This window comes from Micromonospora sp. DSM 43699, assembly GCF_055517075.1.
Window position 1 is genome coordinate 1 of the sequence record NZ_JBTMMT010000075.1, and the last position, 23,556, is coordinate 23,556.

Consider the following 23,556-nt stretch of genomic DNA (forward strand, 5'->3'; position numbering starts at 1 on the left):
CCCCCACCCCCACCCCCACGCCCACGCCCACGCCCACGCCCACGCCCACGGCGATCATGGAGTGGTGGTGCCCGGAGTGCACCGGTTCAGGGCCTTTGCGGCCCAGCACAACTCCATGATCGCCGGAAACAGGGGTCGGGCGGGGTGGAACGGGTCAGGGGGTGGGGGGAACGGTCAGGGGGTGGGGGTCTCGGTGCGGGCGGCGCGGATCTTGTGACCCACGCTGGTCAGGCAGCGGCCGGAGGGTAGGTCGAACTTCCAGCCGTGCAGTTGGCAGGTGAGCTGGTCGCCGTCGACGATGCCGAACCGGGTCAGGTCCGCCTTGAGGTGCGGGCAGCGGCGCTGCACCACCCAGTCGCCCAGGGTGACGTCCTCGGCGTCGACGGCCCGCTCGTGCTCGTCGTACCAGCCTTCGGCGTACTGCAGGCGCTCGGTGGACAGGCACTTGAAGAAGGCGTACACGAACTCGTTGTACTGGCCGATCCGGGCCGCCGAGAAGCGGCAGGACAGGAAGAGCGAGTTGACCCAGTCGACCTCGTCGATGTGCAACAGGTGCTCGATCAGCGCCCGCTCGGTACGGAACCGGTACCGGACCTTCTCGTCGGCGTACGGCCGGACCTGCTTGCCCGGGAAGTCCACCACGATCGACTCGACGCTCTGGCCGTCGTAGCCCACCAGGTCGAAGCGGACCGGCCCCCCGACCCCCTTGGCCAGGTAGATCGACTCGTCGAGCAACGGCTCGATCCGGCTCTTCATGCCGGCCAGCACGTCGATCTCGGGGTGCCGCCAGGACGCCTTCTCCGCCTCGATCACCCCGCGCTTACGCTCCCGCATCTCCTCCAGGTGCGCCGTCTTGTTCGCGAAGAACTCCTCGACCGGCTGCGGGTGGGTGGTGGTCGCGCCGGAGGTGGTCACCTCGGCGACGCTGCCCGGCAGCAGCACGATGCCGTTGGTGCCGCCGACCTTCGCGTACTCGGACAGGAACACCGACTGGTCGGGGAAGATGTTGCCCTCGTCGCCGTGGATGTCGTTGAACTGCCACAGCGCGTCGTCGAGGAAGCACGGCGGGCCGGCGATCGGAAAGACGTGGTCGGCCTTCAGGTCGTCGATGTAGCGCCAGGTCCGGTCGAACTGCCGCTCCCGCTTCTGCTTGCCGAACGCGGTCTTGGCCGACTGTGGCAGCTCGTAGACCATCGGGTACCAGATCGCGCCGGAGAACTGGAGCAGGTGCGCGTGCACGTGGCCCAGCTCGGCGAAGACGGTCAGGTCGGTGGGGCGGGCGTCGTTCTGGTTGAGCAGCCGGACCCCGTCGTACTCCACCCAGAGCGACGAGTCGCCGATCGGGCCGTCGGTCGGGCTGGTCAGCGCCTGGATCATGATCTTCAGGCCGCCGTCCAGCTCCACCACCTGCTCGTTGGGCGCCCGAAGGAACTTCGTGAAGCCCAGCGCCCGCAGCTCGTCCTCCATCTCGGAGGTGGGGAACTCGGGCAGCAGGACGGTGGCGTCCTTCGAGACGAAGTCGCGCAGGTGCTTGGCGTCGAAGTGGTCCCGGTGCAGGTGCGACACGTACAGGTAGTCGACCCGGCCCAGGGCCTCCCAGTCGAGCAGGGAGTTGTCCGGGAACGGGAACCAGGAGGCGAAGTAGGCCGGATTGACCCACGGGTCGCACAGGATGCTGCCCGCAGCCGTGTCGATCCGCATGCTGGCATGCCCCGTACCGGTCACTCGCACCGCAGTCCCCCTCAAACAGACAATCAAGGTGTACGTCCGAACGCTACCGGAGGCAGTGTGGTCGACGGTCCGCGACGCCGGTAGAGCCGATCCGCCCCGCCGGAAACGGGTCCTACGGCCCGGGTCCCCGGACGGCTTCCCGGCGGGTCCTCCCGGCTCCTGCCGGGGCTGCCGCCCCGGCCGCCGATCCTGGCCGGCGCGGGTGCTGTCGGTCGACAGCCGCACCGCACTCCACACTCCACGCGAGCCGCACCGCACCCCAAGCGAGCCGCACCGCGCCCTACGCGAGCCGCACCGCACTCCATGCGCTCCCCGGTCCGTCGCGCCCCAGCAGGGCGGACCCCGCACCGGGCCCGGGGCAGGGCGTGCCAGACTAACCGGAGATCCGATCGCGAGGGAAGGACCGACAGTGGCAGGAAGCGAGCCGGTAACCGCGCCAGATCAGCACAGGCCCGGGCACCGCAAGGCCGGGCGGATCGGCGCGGTGCTCTCCGCGTTGGCGCTGTTGGCGATGCTGTGCGGCAACCACGAGGGCAAGGTCGAGGACATCTGGCTGGTCGGCCTGGCCGTGGCGTTGCTGGCGATCGTCGTCGGCGACGCCGTGCTGCGCCGCAGCGGGCTGCGCTCCTGACGCACCGCCCCCCAGACGCGCGAGGGCCCGCCCCGGTCGGGGCGGGCCCTCGTCATGTCCGGGGGATCAACGACCGAAGAGGATGTCCTGGACGTCCTTGAGCGCGGCGTCGACCTCGGCCTCGAAGTAGCCGCCGGGCACCAGCCCGAACCGCAGCGTGTCCAGTTCCTTCGGGTTCACCGGCATCTGGTTGCGGCCCTGCATCCCACCGAGCAGGCTCTCGAAGAACCGGTCCACCTGGTCGGGGTCGTACCCGCTGCCGAAGCGGCGCACCTGGAAGCTGCGCCGGATCTGGTCGACCCGGTACAGCTCGCTCCCGGGCGGACCGGCCATCGGCGGACCCACCATCGGCGGACCACCCACCGGCGGGCCCATCGGCGGCGGACCACCGATCGGCTGGCCCATCGGCTGCTGTGGCATGGGCGGCGGACCGGCCGGGCCACGACCACGCAGGTCCCGCGGGTCGCGCTCGGGCATCCGGTCCCGCTCGGGCATCCGGTCGCGGTCCGGCATCCGGTCCCGCGGGTCCCGCTCGGGCATCCGGTCACGCTCCAGCATCCGGTCGCGCTCGGGCATCCGGATCTCGGCGGTCATGTCGGTACGACCGTGCCGGCCCGCCTCGAACCCGTCGAAGCGCTGCTCGTCCGGAGGGCCGTAGCCGCTACCCGGGCCCGCCGGCAGGCCACGCGGCGGTGGGCCACCGTGCCCCATCGGCCCGCCCGGACCGGGACCCATCGGCCCGCCCGGACCGGGACCCATCGGCCCGCCGGGGCCCGGCCCCAACTGCCCACGCGGTGCGTCGTACCCGCCACGCGGTGCGTCGTACCCGCCGGCGAAGGCGCCCGTCGGCTCGTCGTAGCGGTTGCCGTAGCGGTCCGGCGGGCCGGGCTGCGCCGGCATGGCCCGGGGCGGCATCGCCTGTGGTGCCGGTGGCAGACCGCGGTGTTCGTCGCGCATGGGAGGGGCGAGCCGGTCCGCGCCGCGCGGGTCGGCACCCCGACCGCTCGGCACGGCGCGCTCCTCCAGCTCGGCCAGCTGCCGCTCGACCCGGTCCAGGTGCAGGTCGACCTGCCACTCGTCGTAACCGTTGAAGCGGACCCGGAAGACCACGTCGTGGACCTCCTGGGAGGCCACGGGAGCACCGACCGGCTGACCGGCGAGGGTCGCCTCCACCCGGTCCAGGAAGGCATCGACCTCGTCGACCTTGTAGCCCCGGCGGAGCGCCTTACGCCGGAAACGCTGACCCTGACTCGCCACTATGTCTCCTGGTCTCGTACCGCTACGCCCGGTCGCGCCCGCGCGGCGCTTCGATGTCACTGTCCACCGCGGCAGCCAACTGCCCGCACGCACCGTCGATCTCGCGTCCCCGGGTGTCACGCACCGTGGTGGAGACGCCGGACTCCCGCAACCGTCTGACGAACTCCCGCTCCACCGGCTTGGCACTGGCGTCCCAACGGCTGCCCGGCGTCGGATTGAGCGGGATGAGGTTGACGTGCGTCGACCTACCGGCCAACAGGCGTCCGAGCAGGTCGGCCCGCCAGGGCTGATCGTTCACGTCCTTGATCATCGCGTACTCGATCGACACCCGGCGCCCCGTCGTCGCCGCGTAGTCCCACGCTGCGTCCAGCACCTCGGCTACCTTCCAGCGCTGGTTGACCGGCACGAGTTCGTCGCGCAGCTCATCATCGGGCGCGTGCAGCGACAACGCAAGGGTCACCGCGAGGTCTTCGCTGGCCAGCCGGCGGATGGCCGGCACCAGGCCGACCGTGGAGACGGTGATGTGACGCTGCGACAGGCCCAGTCCCTCCGGGGCCGGAGCGACCAGCCGGCGGATCGCCGTGACGACCCGGGAGTAGTTGGCCAGCGGCTCACCCATGCCCATGAACACGACGTGGGACAGGCGCGGTGGCGACCCGGCCACCGCCCCCGAGGCGGCGACCCCGGCGAGGTAGACCGCCTGGTCGACGATCTCGGCGGCGGAGAGGTTACGGGTCAGCCCGGCCTGACCGGTGGCGCAGAACGGGCAGGCCATGCCGCAACCCGCCTGGCTGGAGATGCAGACGGTGACCCGGTCCGGGTAGCCCATCAACACGCTCTCCACGAGCGAACCGTCGTGCAGCCGCCACAGCGCCTTGCGGGTGGCGCCGTCGTCGCAGGCCAGCTCGCGCACCGGAGTGAGCAACCGGGGCAGCAGCGCTCCGGCCAGCCGCTCCCGGGTGGCCGCCGGCAGATCGGTCATCTCGGCCGGATCCCGAACCAGCCGACCGAAGTAGTGGTGGGACACCTGCTTGGCCCGGAAGGCCGGCTCGCCCAACTCGGTGACGAGCGCCTGCCGACCCGGCAGATCCAGGTCGGCGAGGTGCCGGGGCGGCATCGCCGGGCGGCGACCGGGGGCGTCAGGGTCAACGGGGATAACAGGCAGGCTCGTCATGGCTGGTCCAGTCTGTCACGCCGTTCGCCGAACCTGCCCGTCCGGAGGTGCCGATTCGGCCCCCACCAGGGGGACCACCCGGGCGACGGGGCGTGATTCATCCCTCAGCCCACCACCGGTACGAGGACCGCCAACAACAGATAGGCGGTGGGTACGGCGAACAGGATCGAGTCCAGCCGGTCCATCAGACCACCGTGTCCCGGCAGCAGGTTGCTCATGTCCTTCACGCCGAGATCCCGTTTGATCATGGACTCGGCGAGGTCGCCCAGGACCGCCGTGCCGGAGATCGCCACCCCGAACAGCGCCCCCCACCAGGGGGCCACGTCGAAGAGCAGCCAGATCAGCAGGGCGCTGCCGAGGGCTGCGGCGGTGACCGAACCGGCGAATCCCTCCCAGGACTTCTTCGGGCTGATCCGGGGTGCCATCGGGTGCTTGCCGAAGGACACCCCCGCGGCGTACCCACCGGTGTCGGAGAGCACCACGCCGACCACGGTGACCAGCACCCGCAGGTGGCCGTCGCCCGGGGCCGCCGCGAGCATCGCCGCGAAACCACCCAGGAACGGCACGTAGACCGCGATCAGGGTGGCCGCGGTGAGATCCCGCTGGAAGCCGGCCGGGCCGTCACCCAACCGCCAGACCATCGTGCCCAGCACGGTGACCAGCAGACCCAGGCTGAGCGCGTCCGGCCCGGCGAACCAGGCCAGACCGATGGTCAGCACGCCACCGGCGAGCAGCGGCACCAGCGGCGGGTGGGCGCCACTGCGCCGGACCGCGCGGGTCATCTCCCAGATGCCCACCCCGATCGCACCGGCCAGCACGGCCAGGAACCCGGGGAGGAAGAAGAAGAGCGGCACCAGCACCAGCGCGCCGAGGCCCAGGCCGACGCCGACGGCAGCCGGCAGGTTACGGCCGGCCCGACCGGTCGCCGACAGCTGGGTGGCCGGCCGGTCGGCGCTGGCCCGCCGCCGCCCGCGGAACCGTCGGCCGGTCGGTGGTGCCATCTCCAGGTCGACGTCGGTCGACGGGAGTGGCGACCGCGCCCCGCCGTCGTCGGGTACCGGGGTGAGCGGTGAGGTCGGCGGACCGTCGTCCCGCACCGGTGTCAGCTGGGCGGTCGGAGCGTCGTCCTCCCGCACCGGGGCCGGCTGCGCGGTCGGGTCGTCGTCACCTGAGGGCGGCCGGACCAGCCCGGCCACCGGACGGACACCGAACCGGCCGTCGTACGGCCCGGGGTCCGGCTCGTCGTGTCCGCGTCCCGACGGCCGGGGTGGGGCCTGCGGCCCGGCGGACAGGTCGGGGCCGGACTGCCGGGGGGACCACGGTTCGACCTCCCGTTCCGGCCAGGGCAGGGTCGGGGGACGTTCGGACCGGTCCCAGCCGCGAGGCTCGGCGCTGCCGTAGGGGTCGAGGTGGGACATCACGCACCGGACGAGGGTACGAGTGCCACCACATGACGCAAGACCACAACCATCCCCTACCCGCGTGACTGCTCCGGTATCCGCGTGACTACTGCGGTTGACCGACCCGACGGCCGGCCGATCCCCGCCGTTCACCGCACGGTGGCCGGGAATCGTGCCGAGCCTACTGCACCGGCTGGCCGGGCACGGCGGACGTCAGCGCGGCGAGCCAGCCCGGTCCGGTGCAGCCCGGTGCCTGACCTGGTCCGGCCCGCCCGACCGGTGCTGGCCCGCCCGACCCGGTGCTGGCCGGTCCTGCGCTCGTTCTGCCATCTGCCCGGCCACCGGCCGGCGACGGCATCGGCGCGACACCGCCGCAGGACGGTGGTACGCCGATGCCGTGACAGCCGGGGTCAGACTTCGAGCAGCTCCGACTCCTTGTGCTTGAGCAGCTCGTCGACGGTGGCCACGTAACGCTGGGTCAGGTCGTCGAGCTCCTTCTCGGCGCGGCGGCCGTCGTCCTCGCCGACCTCGCCGTCCTTGACCAGGCGGTCCAGCTCTTCCTTGCCCTTGCGGCGGACGTTGCGGACCGCCACCTTGGCCTCCTCGCCCTTGTGCCGAGCCACCTTGATCATCTCGCGGCGGCGTTCCTCGGTCATCTGCGGCAGCAGGATGCGGAGCTGGTTGCCCTCGTTGTTCGGGTTCACCCCGAGGTCGGAATCGCGGATCGCCTTCTCCATGGCGTTGATCTGCGAGTTGTCGTACGGCTTGATGATGACCATGCGCGGCTCGGGCACCCCGATGGAGGCCATCTGGGGCAGCGGCGTGGGCGTGCCGTAGTAGTCGATGATGACCTTGGAGAACATGGCGGCGTTGGCGCGACCGGTACGGATGGCGCCGAACTCCTCCTTGGCGTGCTCGACCGCACGCTCCATCTTCTCCTCGGCCTCGAGGAGGGTGTCGTCGATCACCGGTCTCCTCGCCTCCTTCTGTGTTCGTCGTGGGCTGAAGCTGCTGCTCTGGTACGCGAGGACCGCGGTGGTGGCCAGCGGGACCGTCAGGCGGTGATCAGCGTACCGATCTTGTCGCCGCCGACGGCCCGGATGATCGTGTCCTCGCCCTGGGCGCCGAAGACCAGCATCGGCAACCCGTTCTCCATGCACAGGCTGAACGCCGCGGCATCGGCCACCCGCAGGTTGCGTTGCAACACCTCGGAGAAGGTGATCGAGTCGAACTTGCTGGCGTCCGGGTCGATCCGCGGGTCGGCGGTGTAGACGCCGTCCACGCCGTTCTTGCTCATCAGCACCACGTCGGCACGGATCTCCAGCGCCCGCTGGGCGGCCACCGTGTCGGTGGAGAAGTACGGCATCCCGGCGCCGGCTCCGAAGATCACCACGCGCCCCTTCTCCAGGTGCCGGATCGCCCGCAGTGGAATGTACGGCTCGGCGACCTGGGCCATCGTGATCGCGCTCTGCACGCGCGTCTCGATGCCCTCCTTCTCCAGGAAGTCCTGCAGCGCCAGGCAGTTCATCACGGTGCCCAGCATGCCCATGTAGTCGGCACGGGCCCGGTCCATACCGCGCTTCTGCAACTCCGCGCCGCGGAAGAAGTTGCCGCCGCCGACCACCACGGAGACCTGCACACCGCGACGTACCACGGTGGCGATCTGCCGGGCGATGGCCTGCACGACGTCGGGGTCGACGCCGATCGCCCCGCCACCGAAGACCTCACCGGAGAGCTTCAGCACCACCCGGCGGGCGCGGCCGGGCGGCGGCGCCGTCGGGTCGTCCGCCTCCAGGCTCCGGTCGTTCACAACCTGTGTCATCCGCCCCGCCCCTCCCGCGTGCACGTCGACCGCGCCGCGTCACCGCGTACCTGCCCGTTGCCGACCCTATGTGACGAGGAGGCCGCGGTGCCTGTCGCGTACACCTGCGGCCTCCTCGTCGACGTTGCGTGCCCGCCCGGACGCGACCCGCGTCGCGGACGGTGGCGGCTCAGGCCTGGCCGACCTCGAACCGGACGAAGCGGGTCACCTCGATGCCGGCCTCGGCCAGCACCTGCTTGACGGTCTTCTTGTTGTCGGAGACCGACGCCTGCTCGATCAGGACGTAGTCCTTGAAGAAGGCGTTCACCCGGCCCTCGACGATCTTCGGCAGGGCCGCCTCGGGCTTGTTCTCCTCGCGGGCGGTCTGCTCGGCGATGCGCCGCTCGGACTCGACGACCTCGGCCGGCACCTCGTCACGGGTGACGTACTTCGGCCGCATCGCGGCGATCTGCATGGCGGTGCCCCGGGCGTCGGCGTCACCGGCCTCGTCGGTCTTGCCGCTGTACTCCACCAGCACGCCGACGGCAGGCGGCAGGTCCTGGCTCTTGCGGTGCAGGTAGACCGCGACCGTGCCGTCGAGCTTGGCGAAGCGGTTGAGCACCAGCTTCTCGCCGATCTTGGCGGACTGCTCCTGGATCACGTCGGCGACGGTCTTACCGTCCAGCTCGGTGGCGAGCAGTTCCTCGGCGGTGCCGACGTCGCTGCGCTCGCCGTGCTCGACCAGCTGCTGGGCCAGGGCGACGAACGCGTCGGTCTTGGCCACGAAGTCGGTCTCGCAGTTGAGCTCCAGCAGCGCCTTGCCGGAGTGCGCGACGAGGCCGTTGGCGGCGGTCCGGCCGGCCCGCTTGCCGACGTCCTTGGCGCCCTTGACGCGCAGGATCTCGACGGCCTTGTCGAAGTCGCCCTCCGCCTCGGTGAGCGCCTTCTTGCAGTCCATCATGCCGGCGCCGGTGAGGTCGCGGAGCTTCTTGACGTCCGCGGCGGTGAAGTTGGACATGGCTCTCTCTTCGGTGTTGAGACTGCGGTGGGTGGTCTGAGGTGCCGGTTACCCGGCCGGGGCCGGGTGTTCCCGGCAGGGACCGCCGCACCCCGCCGCCCGAACGGACGGGCGACGGGGACGCGGCGGTGCGGTCACTCGGCGGCGGCGGTGGCCGGCTGCTCGACCGGCTTCTGCTCGGCGACGGGCTGCTGCTCGGCGGCCGGCTGCTCGGCGGGAGCCTGCTCGGCGACGGGCTGCTCGGCGACGGGCTGCTCGGCCGGCTTCTGCTCGGCGGCGGGCTGCTCGGCCTTCTTCGGCTCCAGCAGCTCGCGCTCCCACTCGGTCAGCGGCTCGTCGCTGCCGACCTGGCCCTCCGGCTTCTCGTCGCCACCACGGCGACGGCCGGAACGGGCGATCAGACCATCGGCGACGGCGGCGGCCACCACCCGGGTCAGCAGCTCGGCGGAGCGGATCGCGTCGTCGTTGCCCGGGATCGGGAAGTCGACCTCGTCCGGGTCACAGTTGGTGTCCAGCACCGCGATCACCGGGATGCCCAGCTTGCGGGCCTCGTCGACGGCGATGTGCTCCTTCTTGGTGTCGACGATCCAGACCGCGGCCGGGAGCTTCTGCATGTCCCGCAGACCACCGAGGGTCTTGGTGAGCTTGGTCTTCTCACGGAACAGCTGAAGGGTCTCCTTCTTGGTGTAACCGGCGGCGGTGCCGGTCAGGTCGCCCAGCGCCTCCAGCTCCTTCATCCGCTGGAGCCGCTTGTACACCGTCTGGAAGTTGGTGAGCATGCCACCGAGCCAGCGGTGGTTGACGTACGGCTGACCGACCCGGGTGGCCTGCTCGGAGATGGCCTCCTGGGCCTGCTTCTTGGTGCCGACGAACAGGATGCTGCCACCCTCGGCCACCGTGCTGCGCACGAAGTCGTACGCCTTCTCGATGTAGTCGAGGGTCTGGCGCAGGTCGATGATGTAGATGCCGTTGCGCTCGGTCATGATGAAGCGCTTCATCTTCGGGTTCCAGCGCCGGGTCTGGTGCCCGAAGTGGACACCGCTCTCCAGCAGCTGACGCATGGTCACGACGGCCATGGTGGGGTACTCCTCAAGATCCCTGGTTTGTCACGCCCGGCCGGTGGCCGGGCGTCCTGGCGCCTGATCGCCGGCCATGGTGGGCCCGAAGGAGATCGGGACCAGGGAGGCCGTCGCTCCACGACGAAACGTGGAGAGGGCACGCGAGGTCGACCGCACGAGGCGGTCGCCAAGAGGCCAGTGTACGCCTCCACCCCGCCACCCGACCTCTGGGTACACACCCGCGTCCTCCCACCCTGCAAGAAGGTAGGGGCCCCGGGGCGGGGCGCCTGGCCAGCGGAGTGGCGGGTGGAGCGGGGCACCGGGTGGAGCGGGGTGCCGGGTCAGCGGGCGGCGAGGGCGGCGGCGACGAAGAGGACCAGCCCGACGGTGAGGTAGGCGGTCGGCGGGCGCAGCCAGCCCCGGCCGCTGTCGGCCATCGCCAGGCCACCGGTCCGCAGCCCGTACAGGCCGCCGGCGAAGATCGGCAAGCCGACCACCAGGAAGGTGCCCACGACGACGTGTGACGCCGGGACCGGGTCACCGGTGAGGCCGTGTAGCAGCACCCGCAGCGCCGGGACCTCGAAGACCAGGACCAACAACCCCAGCAGCACCGCCAGCGCCGGCCGTCGGGTGCTGTAGACGCCGTCGGAGGCCGGCCCACCCGTCCGGTACGCCCCGTCGGCCGGGCCGTCCGGGCGGGGCGTCACCGGGGTCATCGGGCCGGTCGGCACCTCCAACGGGGAGGGCTCCGCCGGGCGGTGGGGCTCGATGATCGGGTAGCCGCCCAACGCCGCCGGCCGTGCCGGATCGACACGTTCGGATCCACCCGTCGACGGGCCGACACCCCTGACGCCCAACATGCCGGAGTCGGCGGCGAACCGGCCGGTGCCGCTGTCGCTCCCGGCGAGGCGACCGGTCCCGGGACTGCTCAACCGGCCCGTCCCGGTATCACCGACACCCCGGCCCGCCCCGGTGTCGGTCAACCGGCCCGTCCCGGTATCACCGACACCCCGGCCCGCCCCGGTGTCGGTCAACCGGCCCGCCCCGGTGTCACCGACACCCCGGCCCGTGAGGCCGCCGAGCAGGCCCACACCGCTGTCGCCGACACCCCGGCCGGCGACGCCGCCGAGCGGACCCACGCCGCTGTTCCCGAGCGGGCCGACGTCGCTGGTTCCGGCCTCCCGGGCGGCGCGGCGGCCGACCCGGTCGGTGGGTAGCTCACCGGAGACGTCCGGGTCGTCCCGGCGGGACCGGGTCGGCCGGTATCCGACGCTGTCGCCCCCGCCGTCACCCAACGGATCGGCTGCGTCGAAGCGTCCCGAGTCGTAGCGGCCCGCCTCCGCGTACCGGCCCTCCTCTGCAGCCCGCTGGTCGGGGGTACGCGACTCGTCGTCGCGCCGGCGCACCCCGCTCGCCGTCCGCCAGTCCGAGTCGTCGTACCCGGGTTCCCGACCGGCCGGGTACCAGCGTGACTCCTGATCTTCGGGGTAGCTCCGTCGTGCGTCCACGTCCGGCACCGTATGCGACCGCCTCGCCGGGCGCCATTCACAGGTCGGACCGGCCGGACTGGCCGTCAGGGCACCCGGCGCGGGCCACCTCGACGGACAGGGCCGGTGTGGGTGACCTCAGCGGGCAGGCCGGTGCGGTCGGCCACCAGGGCGGGAGTTCACCCGGACGCCCATACCACGCCAGGACCTTGATCGTCCGGCCGTCCACAGGGCGCCACGTCGTCCACAGGCACGGAAACGGGTGTCGCACCGGTCCCCGCCCCACCCGCAGCCTGACGGGCATGACGAAGCGGAACCAGGCGGTTGGCGCGTACGGCGAACAGTGCGCCGTACGGCACCTGATCGGGGCCGGGCTGCGCCCGGTGGCCCGCAACTGGCGCTGCCGGGAGGGCGAGATCGACGTCATCGCCTGGGACGGCCAGGTCCTCGCCTTCTGCGAGGTGAAGACCCGGCGGGGCGACGCCTACGGCAGCCCCGCCGAGGCGATCGTCCCGGCCAAGGCCCGACGGTTGCGCGGCCTCGCCGCCAGGTGGTTGGCCGAGACCGGGACCACCGCCGACGAGGTGCGCTTCGACGTCCTGTCGGTCCGACTGCCGATGGCCGGCGCGGCCCGGGTCGAGCATGTCAAGGGAGCCTTCTGATGACCGACGGCCGCACCGCCGCCGACCCCACGACCGGCAGTCTCACGACCGGTGACCGCACGAGAGGCGCCTCGCGGTGAGCTACGCCAAGGTGCTCTCGGTCGGACTGGTCGGGGTCACCGGCCATCTGGTCGAGGTCGAGGCGGACCTCTCCCCCGGGCTGCCGGCGGTGGTCATCTCGGGTCTGCCGGACACCGCCCTGCACGAGGCACGGGACCGGGTCCGCGCGGCAGTGGTCAACTCGGGCCAGCGCTGGCCCAACCGTCGGATCACCCTCAACCTGCTCCCCGCCACGCTCCCCAAGTACGGCTCGGCGTTCGACCTGGCCATCGCGGTCGCGCTGCTCGGTGCCGCCGGTGAGCTGCCGCTGCTGCCGATGGAGGGGGTGGCGGTCCTCGGCGAGTTGGGCCTCGACGGCACGGTCCGGCCGGTCCGCGGGGTGCTGCCGATGGTCACCGCCGCCGTGCGGGCCGGCCTGGACCGGGTGGTCGTTCCGGTGGGGAACGCGGCCGAGGCGGCGGTGATCCCCGGGGTACGGGTTCGCGCCGTGGACACCCTGCACCGGCTCGTCGCCTTCGTCCGGGACGGCACCGCCCTGTTGGAGCCGCCGCCCGCCGCCCCCGCCGAGACGCCGTCCGGGCCGGATCTGGCCGACGTCGCCGGGCAGGGACTGGGCCGGCGGGCGTTGGAGGTGGCGGCGGCCGGCGGGCACCACCTCTCCCTGTTGGGGCCGCCCGGTGCCGGCAAGACGATGCTCGCCGAGCGGTTGCCGTCGATCCTGCCGTCGCTCGACGACGACGACGCGCTGGAGGTCACCGCGCTGCACTCGATCGCCGGCACGCTACCGCCGGACGGGCGACTGCTGCGCCGGCCGCCGTTCCAGGCCCCGCACCACTCGGCCACCGTGCCGTCGCTGGTAGGTGGTGGTTCGGGGCTGGCCCGGCCCGGCGCGGTGTCGCTGGCCCATCGGGGGGTGTTGTTTCTCGATGAAGCCGCCGAGTTCAGCAAGGGTGCCCTGGAGGCGTTGCGCCAACCGTTGGAGAGTGGGCACGTCCACCTGACCCGGGCCAGAGGCCGCACCCGGTACCCGGCTCGGGTGCAGTTGGTCCTGGCCGCCAATCCCTGCCCCTGCGCGAAGCCCGGCGGCGACGCCCTGTGCGAGTGCAGCCCGCTGGTACGGCGGCGGTACCTCGGCCGGCTCTCCGGTCCCCTGCTCGACCGGATCGACATCCAGGTCAGGGTGCTGCCGGTGGGGGCGGCCGAGCTGATGGGCACCGACCTCGACGGCGAACCGTCGGCGGCGGTCGCCGCCCGGGTGGCGGTGGCGCGTGGGGCTGCCGCCGAACGTTGGGCGCCGGCCGGGCACCGGCTCAACGCGGAGGTGCCCGGCCCACTGCTGCGCCGGCCACCGTGGCGGCTCGCCGGCCGGGCCACCGCCGAACTGCGGGGCCGGCTCGACCGGGGCTCGCTGTCTGCCCGGGGCTTCGACCGCATCATCCGGCTCGCCTGGACGATCGCCGATCTTGACAGCCGGACACGGCCCGATCTTGAGGATGTCCGGGAGGCCACCGGACTCCGGACGGGGGAGGAAGTGTGAACAGCACCGATGACCTGCACGCCCGGGTGGCGCTCACCTGGCTGGCCGAGCCGGGCACCCGGCTGGTGCACCGGCTGGTGGGCCGGCTCGGTCCGGTCGCCACGCTGGACCTGCTGCTCGACGGCGGCGCACCCGACGAGACGTTGCGGGCGGCGGTGGCGGCCCGGCTGCACGCGGGGGACCCCCGGGCGGTGGCCGCCGAGGCGGTGGCGCTCACCGACCGGCTCGGCGCGCGGATCATCGCGCCGCCGGACGACGAGTGGCCCGCCCCGCTGGGCGACCTGGAACGGCTGGTGCTGCCCGGGGCGAGCCGGAAGGTCGACCGGGAGACCGCCCCACCACTGTGCATCTGGGTACGCGGCGGGTGGCCGCTGGCCGAGGTGCTGGATCGCTCGGTCGCGGTGGTCGGCGCACGGGCCGCCACCGGGTACGGCGTACACGTCGCCACCGAGCTCGGGTACGGCCTGGCCGACCGGGAGTGGACGGTGGTCTCCGGCGGCGCGTTCGGCATCGACGCCGCCGCCCACCGGGGCGCGTTGAACGCCGGTGGGGTGACGGTGGCGGTGCTGGCCGGTGGGGTGGACCGCCCCTACCCGATGGGCAACTCCGCGCTGTTCGACCGGATCGCCGAGACCGGGTTGCTGATCAGCGAGTGGTTGCCGGGAGCGGAGCCGTTGCGTCCCCGCTTCCTGATCCGTAACCGGGTGATCGCCGCCGGCACCCGGGGCAGCGTGCTGGTGGAGGCGGCGGCACGCAGCGGCGCGGCCCAGACCATGCACCGCGCGATCGCCCTGCGACGACCGGCGATGGTGGTGCCCGGCCCGGTCACCTCGGCGCTGTCCGTCGGCGCGCACGAACTGCTGCGGGACTACGCGCACACCCGACTCGTCACCGGGCTCGCGCACGTGCTGGAGGAGGTGGGTCGGATCGGGGCGGACCTGGCACCACCGGCCAGGGGCGCGGAACGCCCGACGGACGTCCTCGACGACGAGGCGGCCATGCTGCGCGAGTCGATGCCCCGACGCGGCACGATCGGCGCGGACGCGCTCGCCGCCCGGGCCGGCGTGCCGGTCCGGACGGCGTTGCGCAAGCTCGCCCTGCTGGAGGAGCTGGGCCTGGTGACCCGCCGCGACGACGGTTACGCCCTCACCCGACCGCAATCGTCCAGGGGTTGAGGATGCCTCGGTGAGCAGTTCGACCCCACCGGTCGTTCAACAGCTTGACGAGCAGCGGATTCACCGCTATTCATCGGCCGCGGGTGAGGCCTCTCGTCCACAACGGAAGGGCTAGGTCGGTGCAGGCCGTCGGTCGCGCTGGCCCCGTGGTCGACACGGGTGCGATGATCGCTACCGTGTCGATTCCCCGTCGTTCCGTGCTCGGTCTCGGGTTCGCCGCCGCCCTCGGGTTGGCCGGCTGCGCCAAGAACCCGCCCACCGGGCCGGCCGGCTCCTGGGCCACCGCCGTGCCGGGTGACGGTACGCAGGGCGGCCAGGGTGCTGCTGCGGCCAACCGTGCGGGAGCCGCAGCCCGGGGCACCGCCCCGGTCCCGGCCAGCAAGCCGCGTACCCTCACCGTGGCGCTCCAGCGTTACCTCCAGCCCACCACCGAGAACCCGAAGCATCCGACGTACGCCGGGGCGGTGGTGCTGGCGGTGACCGACGGTGAGCCGACCGACCACCTGGCGGTCGGTGAGGCGCTGCGCTACGACGCCGGGCCGGTGCTGCTGCCCGCGGCGAAACGGGTCGCCATGCGCCCCGACTCGATCTTCGACCTGGCCTCGCTCACCAAGGTCTACACCGCGATCCTCACCCTGCAACAGGTCGACGACGGCCGGATCGACCTGGACGCGCCGGTGGTGCGCTACCTGCCCGAGTTCACCGGCACCGGCAAGTCCACCGTCACCGTGGCGATGCTGCTGGCCCACACCAGCGGCCTGCCGGTCGGTGCGAAGGTCACCGGTTACGCGACGATGGCCGAGCGGTGGCGCGCGGTGCTGACCACGCCGCTGGTCAGCGGCGCCATTCCGGGCACCGTGTTCCGTTATTCCAGCGTCGGCCTGATGGTGGCCGGGAAGATCGTCGAGAAGGTCACCGGGCTCAGCCTCGACCGGGCCCTGAAGACCCACCTGACCACCCCGTTGGGGCTGCGCCACACCGGGTTCAACCCCAACACCTGGCTCGGCACGGCCGACCGGGCCAACCGGCTGGTCGCCACCGACGCCCGCTCCTCCCGGGGGCTGCTGCGGGGCGTGGTGCACGACGACGTCGCCAACCACCTCGGCGGCATCGCCGGCCACGCCGGCATCTTCGCCCCCGCCGAGGAGGTCGCGGTCATCGGGCAGCTGCTGCTCGACGGCGGCAGCTACGGCGGGAAGCGGATCCTCGCCGAGGGCACCGTCGCCCGGATGCTGCGCAACGCCAACACCGGGCTGCCCGCCGTCGACCCGGACCGGCCGAACCGCACCTCCGACCACGGCCTCGGCGTGGTGCTCAACCAGCCCTGGTTCATGGGCAAGCTCGCCCGCACCACCACCTTCGGGCACACCGGGTTCACCGGCACCTCGTTCCTGGTCCAGCCCGACCGACGCCGGGTGCTGGTGCTGCTCACCAACCGCGCCCACCCGAACTGGAGCTGGGCCGACCCGGACCCGGCCCGGGTCGCCGTGGCCGACACGTTCGCCTGAGCCGTCGCCCTGCCCGCCGGCGTCCGTAAGCTGTGCGGGTGGCCCCGGACGACCGCTCGCTCCCCCGTCGGTCACCGCCGACGTGCGGGCGTCGCCACCTGTCGACCACTGCGGAGGCGGCTCGATGAGTCGACGCGGTGCGGGCACCCGGGTCACCCACCAGGCGCTTCCCCCGGCGATGCGGGACGCGGTGGACGAGTTCGCCGCCCACCTCGCCCAGGTGCGCAACCGGTCCGCGCACACCGTCCGGGCGTACGTGGCCGACCTGGTCTCGCTGCTCGACCATGCCGTCCGGATGGGCTGTGCCGAGCCCGCCGACCTGGAGCTGGGCGTGCTGCGTAGCTGGCTGGCGAAGCAGCGGACGACAGGCGCGGCGCACAGCTCGTCGGCCCGGCGGGCCGCCGCGGCGCGTACCTTCAGCGGTTGGGCGCACCGGTCCGGCCTGCTGGCCACGGATGTAGCCGCCCCGCTGGCCACCCCGAAGGCCCGTCGGGAGCTGCCGGTCGTGCTCCGCGCCGACCAGGCCGCCACCCTCGTCGAGGCCCCGGGCGACGGCGGGTCTTCCGGACCGGGCGGTGCCGGTGGCCCCGGGTCGCCGGGGACGGCCACGGCGGCCGATCCGGTCCTGTTGCGCGACCGGGCGTTGCTCGAACTGCTCTACGCGACCGGCGCGCGGATCAGCGAGGTGTGCGGGTTGGACGCCACTGACGTCGACCACGAACGCCTGGTGGTCCGGGTCCTCGGCAAGGGCAACCGGGAGCGGACGGTCCCGTACGGGCTGCCGGCCCAGCGGGCGATCGACAGGTGGTTGGCGGTCGGCCGGCCCGAACTGGCCGGCCCGACCTCCGACCGGGCGCTGTTCCTCGGCACCCGGGGCGGGCGGCTCCATCCCACGACGGCCCGCCGGATCGTCGCCGGTTACGCCCGGGCCACCGGGCTGCCGCCGACCAGCCCGCACGGGCTGCGCCACTCGGCGGCCACCCACCTGCTGGACGGCGGCGCGGACCTGCGGGCGGTGCAGGAGCTGCTGGGGCACTCCTCCCTGGCGAGCACCCAGATCTACACCCACGTGTCGGTGGAGCGGTTGCGCGCCGCCTACCGCCAAGCCCACCCCCGGGCCTGACCACGTCGGGCCTGACCCACCCCGGGCCTGACCCACGCCGGGCCAGGCGCACGTCGGGCCGGGCGCACGCCGGGCCAGGCGCGTCACGCAGACGGGTCGCAGTGACCGGCGACGATCGGTCCGCCGGTCACCGGGGTGCCGGCTACGATCATCGGATGAGCGTCCCGCCGCCGCCCGAGCCGATTCCCGGGGCCCGACTGCTCTTCACCCTCGACCCCTCGGTCAGTTATCTCAACCACGGCGCGTTCGGCGCGGTGCCGATCGGGGTGCAGCGGACCCAGCAGCGGCTGCGCGACGAGATGGAAGCCAACCCACAGCGCTTCTTCGGCCAGGCGCTTGTCGACCGGCTGGCCCACACCCGGCGGCACCTGGCCACCTTCCTCGGCGCCGATCCGGAGGGCACCGCCCTGGTCGGCAACACCACCACGGGGGTGGCCGTGGTGCTCCAGTCGCTCGGCCTGCGCCCCGACGACGAGGTGCTCGGCACCGACCACGGGTACGGCGCGGTGAACTACTCAGTCGCCCGGGAGTGCCGGCGTACCGGTGCCACCACCCGGAGCCTGCATCTGCCCCGGTCGGCCACCGACGGGCAACTCGTGGAGATCGTCCGGGCCGGGCTGCGGCCGGGGCGGACCCGGTTGCTGGTGGTCGACCAGCTCACCTCGGCCACGGCCTGGGTGCTGCCGGTCGCCGCGCTGGTGGCCGTGGCCCGGGAACACGGCATTCCCGTGCTGGTGGACGCCGCGCACGTGCCGGGGATGCTGCCGGTCCAGGTGGACGCGATCGGGGCAGACTTCTGGGTGGGCAACCTGCACAAGTGGGGGTACGCCCCGCGCGGCACCGCGGTCCTGGTGGTCGCCCCGTCGTGGCGGGAGCGGATCGAGCCGTTGGTGGTCTCCTGGCAGCAGCCGAGCGGCTTCCCGGGAAACGTCGAATGGCAGGCCACCCTCGACTACACCGGCTGGCTGAGCGCCCCGGCCGGCCTCTACACGCTGCGTAGCCTCGGGGTGGACCGGGTCCGCGCGCACAACGCCGCACTGGCCGCGTACGGGCAGCGGGTGGTCGGGGACGCGCTCGGGGTGCCGCCGGCCGACCTGCCCGACCCGGGCGGGCCGGGGGTGGCGATGCGGGTCGTGCCGTTACCACCGGGCATCGCCGGCACCCTGGAGGAGGCGGGGGCGTTACGGACCCGGATCGCCGAGCGGCTCGCCACCGAGGTGTCGGTGATGGCCTGGCACGGTCAGGGCTGGCTCCGGCTCTGCGGCCAGGTCTACAACGCCCCCGACGAGTACGAGCGGTTGGCGGCCCGGCTGCCGGCGTTGCTGGCCAAGGGCTGACTGGCCGGGAGGCTGGCCGGTCGGGGGTCGACTGGTCGGGGCTGCTCGGATGCCGGGGCGCTGACCACAGCGGCAGGGTGCCCACCCCTCCCGCCGGGCAACCCCGTCCGGCCCCTCGCCCCACCGCCGACCGGTGTCGGAGTCGTCGCCCCGGGTCAGTCGACGCCCGGAGGCGGCGTCGCCGTCCCGGGGCCGCCGACCGTCGACGTCGCCGGCCCGGCCCGAACCGTCGTCCCGGGAGAAGCCCACGTCGACGCGTGCGGCCACCGGCAGCAGGCGGACCGGGCCGAGCCCCAACAGGGCCAGCGGGTCGAGGTATTCCGGGCCCCGCCGCGCCCCCCAGTGCAGGCAGCTCCCGGTCGGGGCGGCGGCCCCCGCCGTGGGGCAACCCGGATGCCCGGCCAGCAACACGCCCAGCGGCGCGCCGGCCGCCACGACGTCACCGGGGTGGACCTCGGGGTGGACCGGCTCGTAGGTGGTCCGCAGACCCCCGGGGTGGCCGACGGTGACCACCGGCCGGCCGGCCACCATGTCCGCGAAGAGCACCGTGCCTGCCCCGGCAGCCCGGACGGTGGCGCCGGGCGCGGCGGCGAGGTCCACGCCCCGGTGGCCGGGAAGCCACGGCAGCGGGGGCGGGTCGAACCGGCGTACCGGCCGGGGTGGGCCGTCGAGGGGCCACCGGAACACCGGTGCCGGCTCGACCCGGGTCGGGACGGAGGGTGGCGGGGTGGCCCGCCCGGGGAGCCAGTGGGCGCCGATGACGAGCACGGCGACCCCGAGGGCCACCGTCTGCCGCAGTCCTGTGAGCATCACCGCAGCATGTCCGGATCGGCCGACCGGTGCCACGGACCGGTTGTCCGCTGTGGACGACGGGACCGGCTGTGGACAAGGCCCGCCCGGCCCGTCGATCTGCTATGACACACCGGGCGGCGGGGGGTCCGCCGGTCTAGGCTGGCGGCATCACAGGCGGGTGCCGACCGGGAGGCCACCGATGACCACCATGGACGAGGTGAGCCGGCCGTCGCGGGTCGCCGGGGCGACCGAGGCGATCAGCCCGGAGGAGCTCCAGCTCGCCGCCCGCAACCACGGCATCCCGCTCGAAGCGCTGCGCTACGACGTCACCCCGGCCGGGCTGCACTACCTGCTCATCCACTACGACATCCCCGATCTCGACCCGGTGACCCACCCGCTGACCGTGGACGGCGCGGTACGTCGGCCGCTCCGGCTCGGGCCGGCCGAGTTGCGCGAGCGCCCCCGGGTGACCCGCCGGGTCACCCTGGAGTGCGCCGGCAACGGCCGAGCGCTGCTGCACCCCCGCCCGGTCAGCCAGCCGTGGCTGGTGGAGGCGGTGGGCAACGCCGAGTGGACCGGCACCCCGTTGGCGCCGTTGCTGCGTGAGGCCGGGCTCGCCCCCGAGGCGGTGGACGTGGTGTTCACCGGCGCCGACCACGGCGTGGAGCGCGGGGTCGAACAGGACTACCAGCGGGCCCTGCCGGTCGCCGACGCGCTCCGCGAGGAGGTGCTACTGGCGTACGAGATGAACGGCGCTCCCCTGCTGCCCCAGCACGGCGCACCGCTGCGGCTGATCGTCCCCGGCTGGTACGGCATGGCGCACGTCAAGTGGTTGCGCTCGATCACGGTGCTGACCGGGGAGTTCGACGGTTACCAGAACGCGGTGGCCTACCGGCTGCGACGCGATGCCGACGACCCGGGGGTGCCGGTGACCCGGATCGAACCCCGGGCGCTGGTCCGGCCACCGGGTTTCCCGGACTTCATGTCCCGCAGCAGGGTGCTGCGTCCCGCGCCGTTCACTGTGGACGGACGGGCCTGGTCGGGTCACGGCCCGGTGGTGGCGGTGGAGGTGACCACCGACGGCGGGGTGAGCTGGACGCCGGCCACCCTGGACCCACCGAGCGGCGGCGAATGGTCCTGGCGACGCTGGCGGTACGAGTGGACGCCGCAGCCCGGCCGCTACTCGCTCGGGGCGCGGGCGACCGACGCGTCGGGGCGTACCCAGCCGGTGGAGCAGGAGTGGAACCGGGGTGGTTTCGCCAACAATCTCGTCCAGCGGGTGGACGTGCTCGTCGTCGCGGAGTGAGGCCGGCGTGGCGAGCCCCGGCCCGGCGTCGGCGGGTGGGATGCCGACGCGGGGCGGGGATCAGCTACCGAAGCCCGAGTCGGCGGGCAGCGAGATGTCGGGCTTCTCCAACTCCTCGACGTTGACGTCCTTGAACGTCATCACCCGGACGTTCTTGACGAAGCGGGCGGGGCGGTACATGTCCCAGACCCAGGCGTCGTGCATCTCGACCTCGAAGTAGACCTCGCCGTCGGAGTTGCGCACGTGCAGGTCCACCTGGTTGGCAAGGTAGAAGCGGCGTTCCGTCTCCACCACGTAGGAGAACTGACGGACAATGTCGCGGTACTCCCGGTAGAGCTGCAGCTCCATCTCGGTCTCGTACTTCTCGAGATCTTCCGCGCTCATCGCACTCCGCCTTCCATGACCACATCTTCCCCCACCGGTGCCGGAGGCCGAGGCTGCTCGCCCAACGCCACGCCGACGGTACCCCCTGACGAGCCCGAGCGCTCCATCGGCTCGGGAGCAGCTGCGTCGAACGGCCGGCGGGCCCGGGGCGGGGCGCCCTCCCGGCCGGAGACGGCAGCCACATTGACGTACGAGAACCGGTGCTCCACGCAGGGCCCGCGCTCGCGCAGCGCCTCGGTGTGCTCGGCCGTGGCGTACCCCTTGTGCTCGGCGAAGCCGTAGCCCGGATGGCGTCCGTCCAGCTCCACCATGAGCCGGTCCCGGGTGACCTTGGCCAGTACGCTGGCCGCCGCCACGCAGGCCGCCACCCGGTCGCCCTTCCAGACCGCCAGCCCCGGCACGTCCAACCCGTCCACCCCGAAGCCGTCGGTGAGGACGTAGTCCGGCCGGGTGGTCAGCAAGGCCAGGGCCCGGCGCATCGCGGCCAGGTTGCACACGTGCAGCCCCCGGGCGTCGACCTCCTCGGCCGGGATGACCACCACCGAGTACGCCAGGGCGCGGGTGACCACCTCGGCGTACACCCGCTCCCGGCTCGCCGGGGTGAGCAGCTTGGAATCGGCAAGTCCCTCTACCTCACCGCGCCGCCCCTCGGGGAGCACCGCCGCGGCGGCCACCAGCGGGCCGGCGCAGGCCCCCCGGCCGGCCTCGTCCGCCCCGGCGACGTGCCGGAAGCCGCGGCGTTGCAGGGCCCGCTCCAGCGCGTAGAGCCCACCGTCGCGGCGGACCACCGTGCGCGGCGGGGTCAGCACGACGCCCCCGGAACCGGGACCGTGGCGGCGTCGCCGTCCAGCACCCGCGCCAGCAGGGCCGACAGGTCGGCCGGGTAGCACCGCTCGGCGGTGTCGGCCAGCTCGGCCGCCGACCACCAGCGGTGCCCGGTGACGCTGGCCCGCTCGATCTCGTCGAAACCGGCCGTGTCCACCTCCCAGGCGGGCACCCGGACCACGAAGAACTCCTGTTCCTGGCGGTACCACACGCCGTCGAAGGGAAACTCGATCGTCTCGTACCGGACCGTCGCGCCCAGCTCGGCCGGGGTCAGCCGCAGCCCGGTCTCCTCGGCCAACTCGCGGGCCGCACCGGCCGCCGCGGACTCCCCCGGGGCGAGCCCACCGCCGGGGGTGAACCAGTACCGGTGACCCGGACGGGCCGGATCGGTGCCGGCGAAGAGGAGCACCCGGCCGGACGCGTCGACGAGCAGCACGCGTGCCGCGCGCCGGGGGTGGAAGACGGTCACCGTATTAGCCTGCCAGACGACACCTGCTGTCGGCCACGCCCCGGCGGGCCGAACCGGTTCAGGGGTTGGGAATCCCGTCGAACGACTTGGGCACGGTCAGCCAGGTGGCCCGGTCGAACGGCCAGAAGACGGTGAAGGCCCGGCCCACCACCTCGCCCTCGGGGATGGTGGCGCTGTCGATGTTGCGACCTGACTGCTGCCAGTGCTCCAGGGAGTCGCCGGAGGCCGAACGGTGGTCACCCATCACCCAGAGCCGCCCCGGCGGGACGGTGATGTCGAACTCCTGGTCGGCGGGCTTGTCCTGCTGCCCGTTGGCGGAGTAGACGTACGGCTCGTCGAGGGACCTGCCGTTGATCGTCAGCCGCTCCTGCGCGTCGCAGCAGACCACGTGGTCGCCGCCGACCCCGATCACCCGCTTGATGAAGTCCTCACCGTCGGGGTTGCCGCTCCACTCGGTCGGGGCCTTGAACACCACCACCTCGCCACGGTGCGGTGAGCGGAAGTCGTAGACCAGTTTGTTGACCAGCACCCGATCGTCGATCTTGAGGGTGTTCTCCATGGACGGGGACGGGATGAAGAAGGTCTGCAGCACGAATGCGCGGACCAGCACCGCCACCAGGATCGCGACGCCCAGGAGGATGGGCAGCTCCTTCCAGAAGGAGCTACGCGGCTTTTCGGTCTGCTCGTCAATCACGGGTGGAGCCTACGTCGCCGGAGCCGAACGGGCCGCCCGGAACGCCGGAGGTGGTCCGGGCACCGGGAATGCCAGGGCCGGTCCCGGCACAGACGCGGTGGCCCGCCGGAGCCTCCGGGACCGCGCG

The 23,556-nt window shown here is 73.0% G+C and carries 21 protein-coding genes and 1 pseudogene; 8 read left to right on the forward strand and 14 right to left on the reverse strand.

Annotated elements, in window-relative coordinates; genetic code table 11:
- Positions 1–174 precede the first annotated feature (174 nt).
- Complete coding sequence (locus tag AC0AIB_RS26745; protein WP_328339070.1) at positions 175–1,731, reverse strand: Rieske 2Fe-2S domain-containing protein; 1,557 nt, start codon at positions 1,729–1,731, stop codon at positions 175–177.
- A gap of 409 nt (positions 1,732–2,140) precedes the next feature.
- On the opposite strand from AC0AIB_RS26745, the gene AC0AIB_RS26750 reads away from it, so the two are divergent.
- The gene (locus AC0AIB_RS26750; RefSeq protein WP_328339072.1) at positions 2,141–2,362 is read left to right on the forward strand and encodes a DUF2631 domain-containing protein; all 222 of its coding nucleotides are present in this window, start codon (positions 2,141–2,143) and stop codon (positions 2,360–2,362) included.
- A 66-nt stretch (positions 2,363–2,428) separates the two neighbouring features.
- Here the strand turns inward: AC0AIB_RS26750 and AC0AIB_RS26755 are convergent, their stop codons facing one another.
- From AC0AIB_RS26755 to AC0AIB_RS26790, 8 genes are all read right to left on the reverse strand, one after another.
- Positions 2,429–3,619, reverse strand: a complete 1,191-nt coding sequence (locus AC0AIB_RS26755) for a DivIVA domain-containing protein (RefSeq protein ID WP_465097714.1) — start codon at positions 3,617–3,619, stop codon at positions 2,429–2,431.
- Positions 3,620–3,641: 22 nt separating this feature from the next.
- Complete coding sequence (gene rlmN / locus AC0AIB_RS26760) at positions 3,642–4,793, reverse strand: dual-specificity RNA methyltransferase RlmN (protein WP_465097715.1); 1,152 nt, start codon at positions 4,791–4,793, stop codon at positions 3,642–3,644.
- A 104-nt stretch (positions 4,794–4,897) separates the two neighbouring features.
- Positions 4,898–6,211, reverse strand: coding sequence for a phosphatidate cytidylyltransferase (locus AC0AIB_RS26765; RefSeq protein ID WP_328339078.1), 1,314 nt, complete (start codon positions 6,209–6,211; stop codon positions 4,898–4,900).
- A 392-nt stretch (positions 6,212–6,603) separates the two neighbouring features.
- The gene (frr, locus tag AC0AIB_RS26770; RefSeq protein ID WP_328339080.1) at positions 6,604–7,161 is read right to left on the reverse strand and encodes a ribosome recycling factor; all 558 of its coding nucleotides are present in this window, start codon (positions 7,159–7,161) and stop codon (positions 6,604–6,606) included.
- Between the two features lie 86 nt (positions 7,162–7,247).
- Positions 7,248–8,015, reverse strand: coding sequence for a UMP kinase (gene pyrH / locus AC0AIB_RS26775; protein ID WP_328339082.1), 768 nt, complete (start codon positions 8,013–8,015; stop codon positions 7,248–7,250).
- 169 nt (positions 8,016–8,184) lie between these two features.
- On the reverse strand, positions 8,185–9,012 hold the full coding sequence (gene tsf, locus AC0AIB_RS26780) for a translation elongation factor Ts (protein WP_328339084.1): 828 nt from the start codon (positions 9,010–9,012) through the stop codon (positions 8,185–8,187).
- 134 nt (positions 9,013–9,146) lie between these two features.
- Positions 9,147–10,088 carry a 30S ribosomal protein S2 gene (gene rpsB / locus AC0AIB_RS26785; protein ID WP_465097716.1) on the reverse strand — a complete coding sequence of 314 codons (942 nt, stop codon included), beginning with the start codon at positions 10,086–10,088 and terminating at the stop codon, positions 9,147–9,149.
- 323 nt (positions 10,089–10,411) lie between these two features.
- The gene (locus AC0AIB_RS26790; RefSeq protein WP_465097717.1) at positions 10,412–11,578 is read right to left on the reverse strand and encodes a hypothetical protein; all 1,167 of its coding nucleotides are present in this window, start codon (positions 11,576–11,578) and stop codon (positions 10,412–10,414) included.
- 281 nt (positions 11,579–11,859) lie between these two features.
- Here AC0AIB_RS26790 and AC0AIB_RS26795 point away from each other — a divergent pair, with 281 nt between their 5' ends.
- From AC0AIB_RS26795 to AC0AIB_RS26820, 6 genes are all read left to right on the forward strand, one after another.
- The gene (locus AC0AIB_RS26795) at positions 11,860–12,219 is read left to right on the forward strand and encodes a YraN family protein (protein WP_328339090.1); all 360 of its coding nucleotides are present in this window, start codon (positions 11,860–11,862) and stop codon (positions 12,217–12,219) included.
- A gap of 76 nt (positions 12,220–12,295) precedes the next feature.
- Positions 12,296–13,816, forward strand: a complete 1,521-nt coding sequence (locus AC0AIB_RS26800) for a YifB family Mg chelatase-like AAA ATPase (protein ID WP_328339092.1) — start codon at positions 12,296–12,298, stop codon at positions 13,814–13,816.
- The gene (locus AC0AIB_RS26805) at positions 13,813–14,991 is read left to right on the forward strand and encodes a DNA-processing protein DprA (protein WP_328339094.1); all 1,179 of its coding nucleotides are present in this window, start codon (positions 13,813–13,815) and stop codon (positions 14,989–14,991) included. Before AC0AIB_RS26800 ends, AC0AIB_RS26805 begins: the two co-directional genes overlap by 4 nt.
- Positions 14,992–15,167: 176 nt before the next feature.
- Complete coding sequence (locus AC0AIB_RS26810; protein WP_465097718.1) at positions 15,168–16,499, forward strand: serine hydrolase domain-containing protein; 1,332 nt, start codon at positions 15,168–15,170, stop codon at positions 16,497–16,499.
- Positions 16,500–16,623: 124 nt separating this feature from the next.
- Positions 16,624–17,622: a tyrosine recombinase XerC gene (locus tag AC0AIB_RS26815; protein WP_328339098.1), complete on the forward strand. Its 999-nt coding sequence runs from the start codon at positions 16,624–16,626 to the stop codon at positions 17,620–17,622.
- A gap of 155 nt (positions 17,623–17,777) precedes the next feature.
- Positions 17,778–18,959, forward strand: coding sequence for an aminotransferase class V-fold PLP-dependent enzyme (locus AC0AIB_RS26820; RefSeq protein ID WP_465097719.1), 1,182 nt, complete (start codon positions 17,778–17,780; stop codon positions 18,957–18,959).
- Positions 18,960–19,223: 264 nt separating this feature from the next.
- Here the strand turns inward: AC0AIB_RS26820 and AC0AIB_RS26825 are convergent.
- Positions 19,224–19,769 (reverse strand): annotated as a pseudogene (locus AC0AIB_RS26825) (murein hydrolase activator EnvC family protein); the annotation flags it as partial.
- Positions 19,770–19,950: 181 nt separating this feature from the next.
- Between AC0AIB_RS26825 and AC0AIB_RS26830 the strand changes: the two are divergent.
- Positions 19,951–21,057 carry a sulfite oxidase gene (locus tag AC0AIB_RS26830; RefSeq protein ID WP_465097720.1) on the forward strand — a complete coding sequence of 369 codons (1,107 nt, stop codon included), beginning with the start codon at positions 19,951–19,953 and terminating at the stop codon, positions 21,055–21,057.
- A 60-nt stretch (positions 21,058–21,117) separates the two neighbouring features.
- Here AC0AIB_RS26830 and AC0AIB_RS26835 read toward each other — a convergent pair whose 3' ends face one another.
- Genes AC0AIB_RS26835 through lepB form a run of 4 tightly spaced genes read right to left on the reverse strand, consistent with a single transcriptional unit; the run spans position 21,118 to position 23,429 of the window.
- Entirely contained in the window at positions 21,118–21,441 is a 324-nt protein-coding gene (locus tag AC0AIB_RS26835) for a DUF2469 domain-containing protein (RefSeq protein WP_011905215.1), read from the reverse strand.
- The gene (locus AC0AIB_RS26840; RefSeq protein ID WP_328339104.1) at positions 21,438–22,250 is read right to left on the reverse strand and encodes a ribonuclease HII; all 813 of its coding nucleotides are present in this window, start codon (positions 22,248–22,250) and stop codon (positions 21,438–21,440) included. Before AC0AIB_RS26840 ends, AC0AIB_RS26835 begins: the two co-directional genes overlap by 4 nt.
- The gene (locus AC0AIB_RS26845; protein ID WP_328339106.1) at positions 22,244–22,735 is read right to left on the reverse strand and encodes an NUDIX hydrolase; all 492 of its coding nucleotides are present in this window, start codon (positions 22,733–22,735) and stop codon (positions 22,244–22,246) included. Before AC0AIB_RS26845 ends, AC0AIB_RS26840 begins: the two co-directional genes overlap by 7 nt.
- Before the next feature lie 58 nt (positions 22,736–22,793).
- Positions 22,794–23,429 (reverse strand): signal peptidase I, encoded by a 636-nt coding sequence (lepB, locus tag AC0AIB_RS26850; RefSeq protein WP_328339107.1) that lies wholly within the window; start codon positions 23,427–23,429, stop codon positions 22,794–22,796.
- Positions 23,430–23,556 lie beyond the last annotated feature (127 nt).

Bases quoted from the DNA above. Each gene is read 5' to 3' on its own strand.
- rlmN (WP_465097715.1), bottom strand. From the start codon at position 4,793: ATGACGAGCCTGCCTGTTATCCCCGTTGACCCTGACGCCCCCGGTCGC.
- AC0AIB_RS26765 (WP_328339078.1), bottom strand. From the start codon at position 6,211: ATGTCCCACCTCGACCCCTACGGCAGCGCCGAGCCTCGCGGCTGGGAC.
- pyrH (WP_328339082.1), bottom strand. From the start codon at position 8,015: ATGACACAGGTTGTGAACGACCGGAGCCTGGAGGCGGACGACCCGACG.
- tsf (WP_328339084.1), bottom strand. From the start codon at position 9,012: ATGTCCAACTTCACCGCCGCGGACGTCAAGAAGCTCCGCGACCTCACC.
- rpsB (WP_465097716.1), bottom strand. From the start codon at position 10,088: ATGGCCGTCGTGACCATGCGTCAGCTGCTGGAGAGCGGTGTCCACTTC.
- AC0AIB_RS26795 (WP_328339090.1), top strand. From the start codon at position 11,860: ATGACGAAGCGGAACCAGGCGGTTGGCGCGTACGGCGAACAGTGCGCC.
- AC0AIB_RS26815 (WP_328339098.1), top strand. From the start codon at position 16,624: ATGAGTCGACGCGGTGCGGGCACCCGGGTCACCCACCAGGCGCTTCCC.
- AC0AIB_RS26820 (WP_465097719.1), top strand. From the start codon at position 17,778: ATGAGCGTCCCGCCGCCGCCCGAGCCGATTCCCGGGGCCCGACTGCTC.
- AC0AIB_RS26830 (WP_465097720.1), top strand. From the start codon at position 19,951: ATGACCACCATGGACGAGGTGAGCCGGCCGTCGCGGGTCGCCGGGGCG.
- AC0AIB_RS26835 (WP_011905215.1), bottom strand. From the start codon at position 21,441: ATGAGCGCGGAAGATCTCGAGAAGTACGAGACCGAGATGGAGCTGCAG.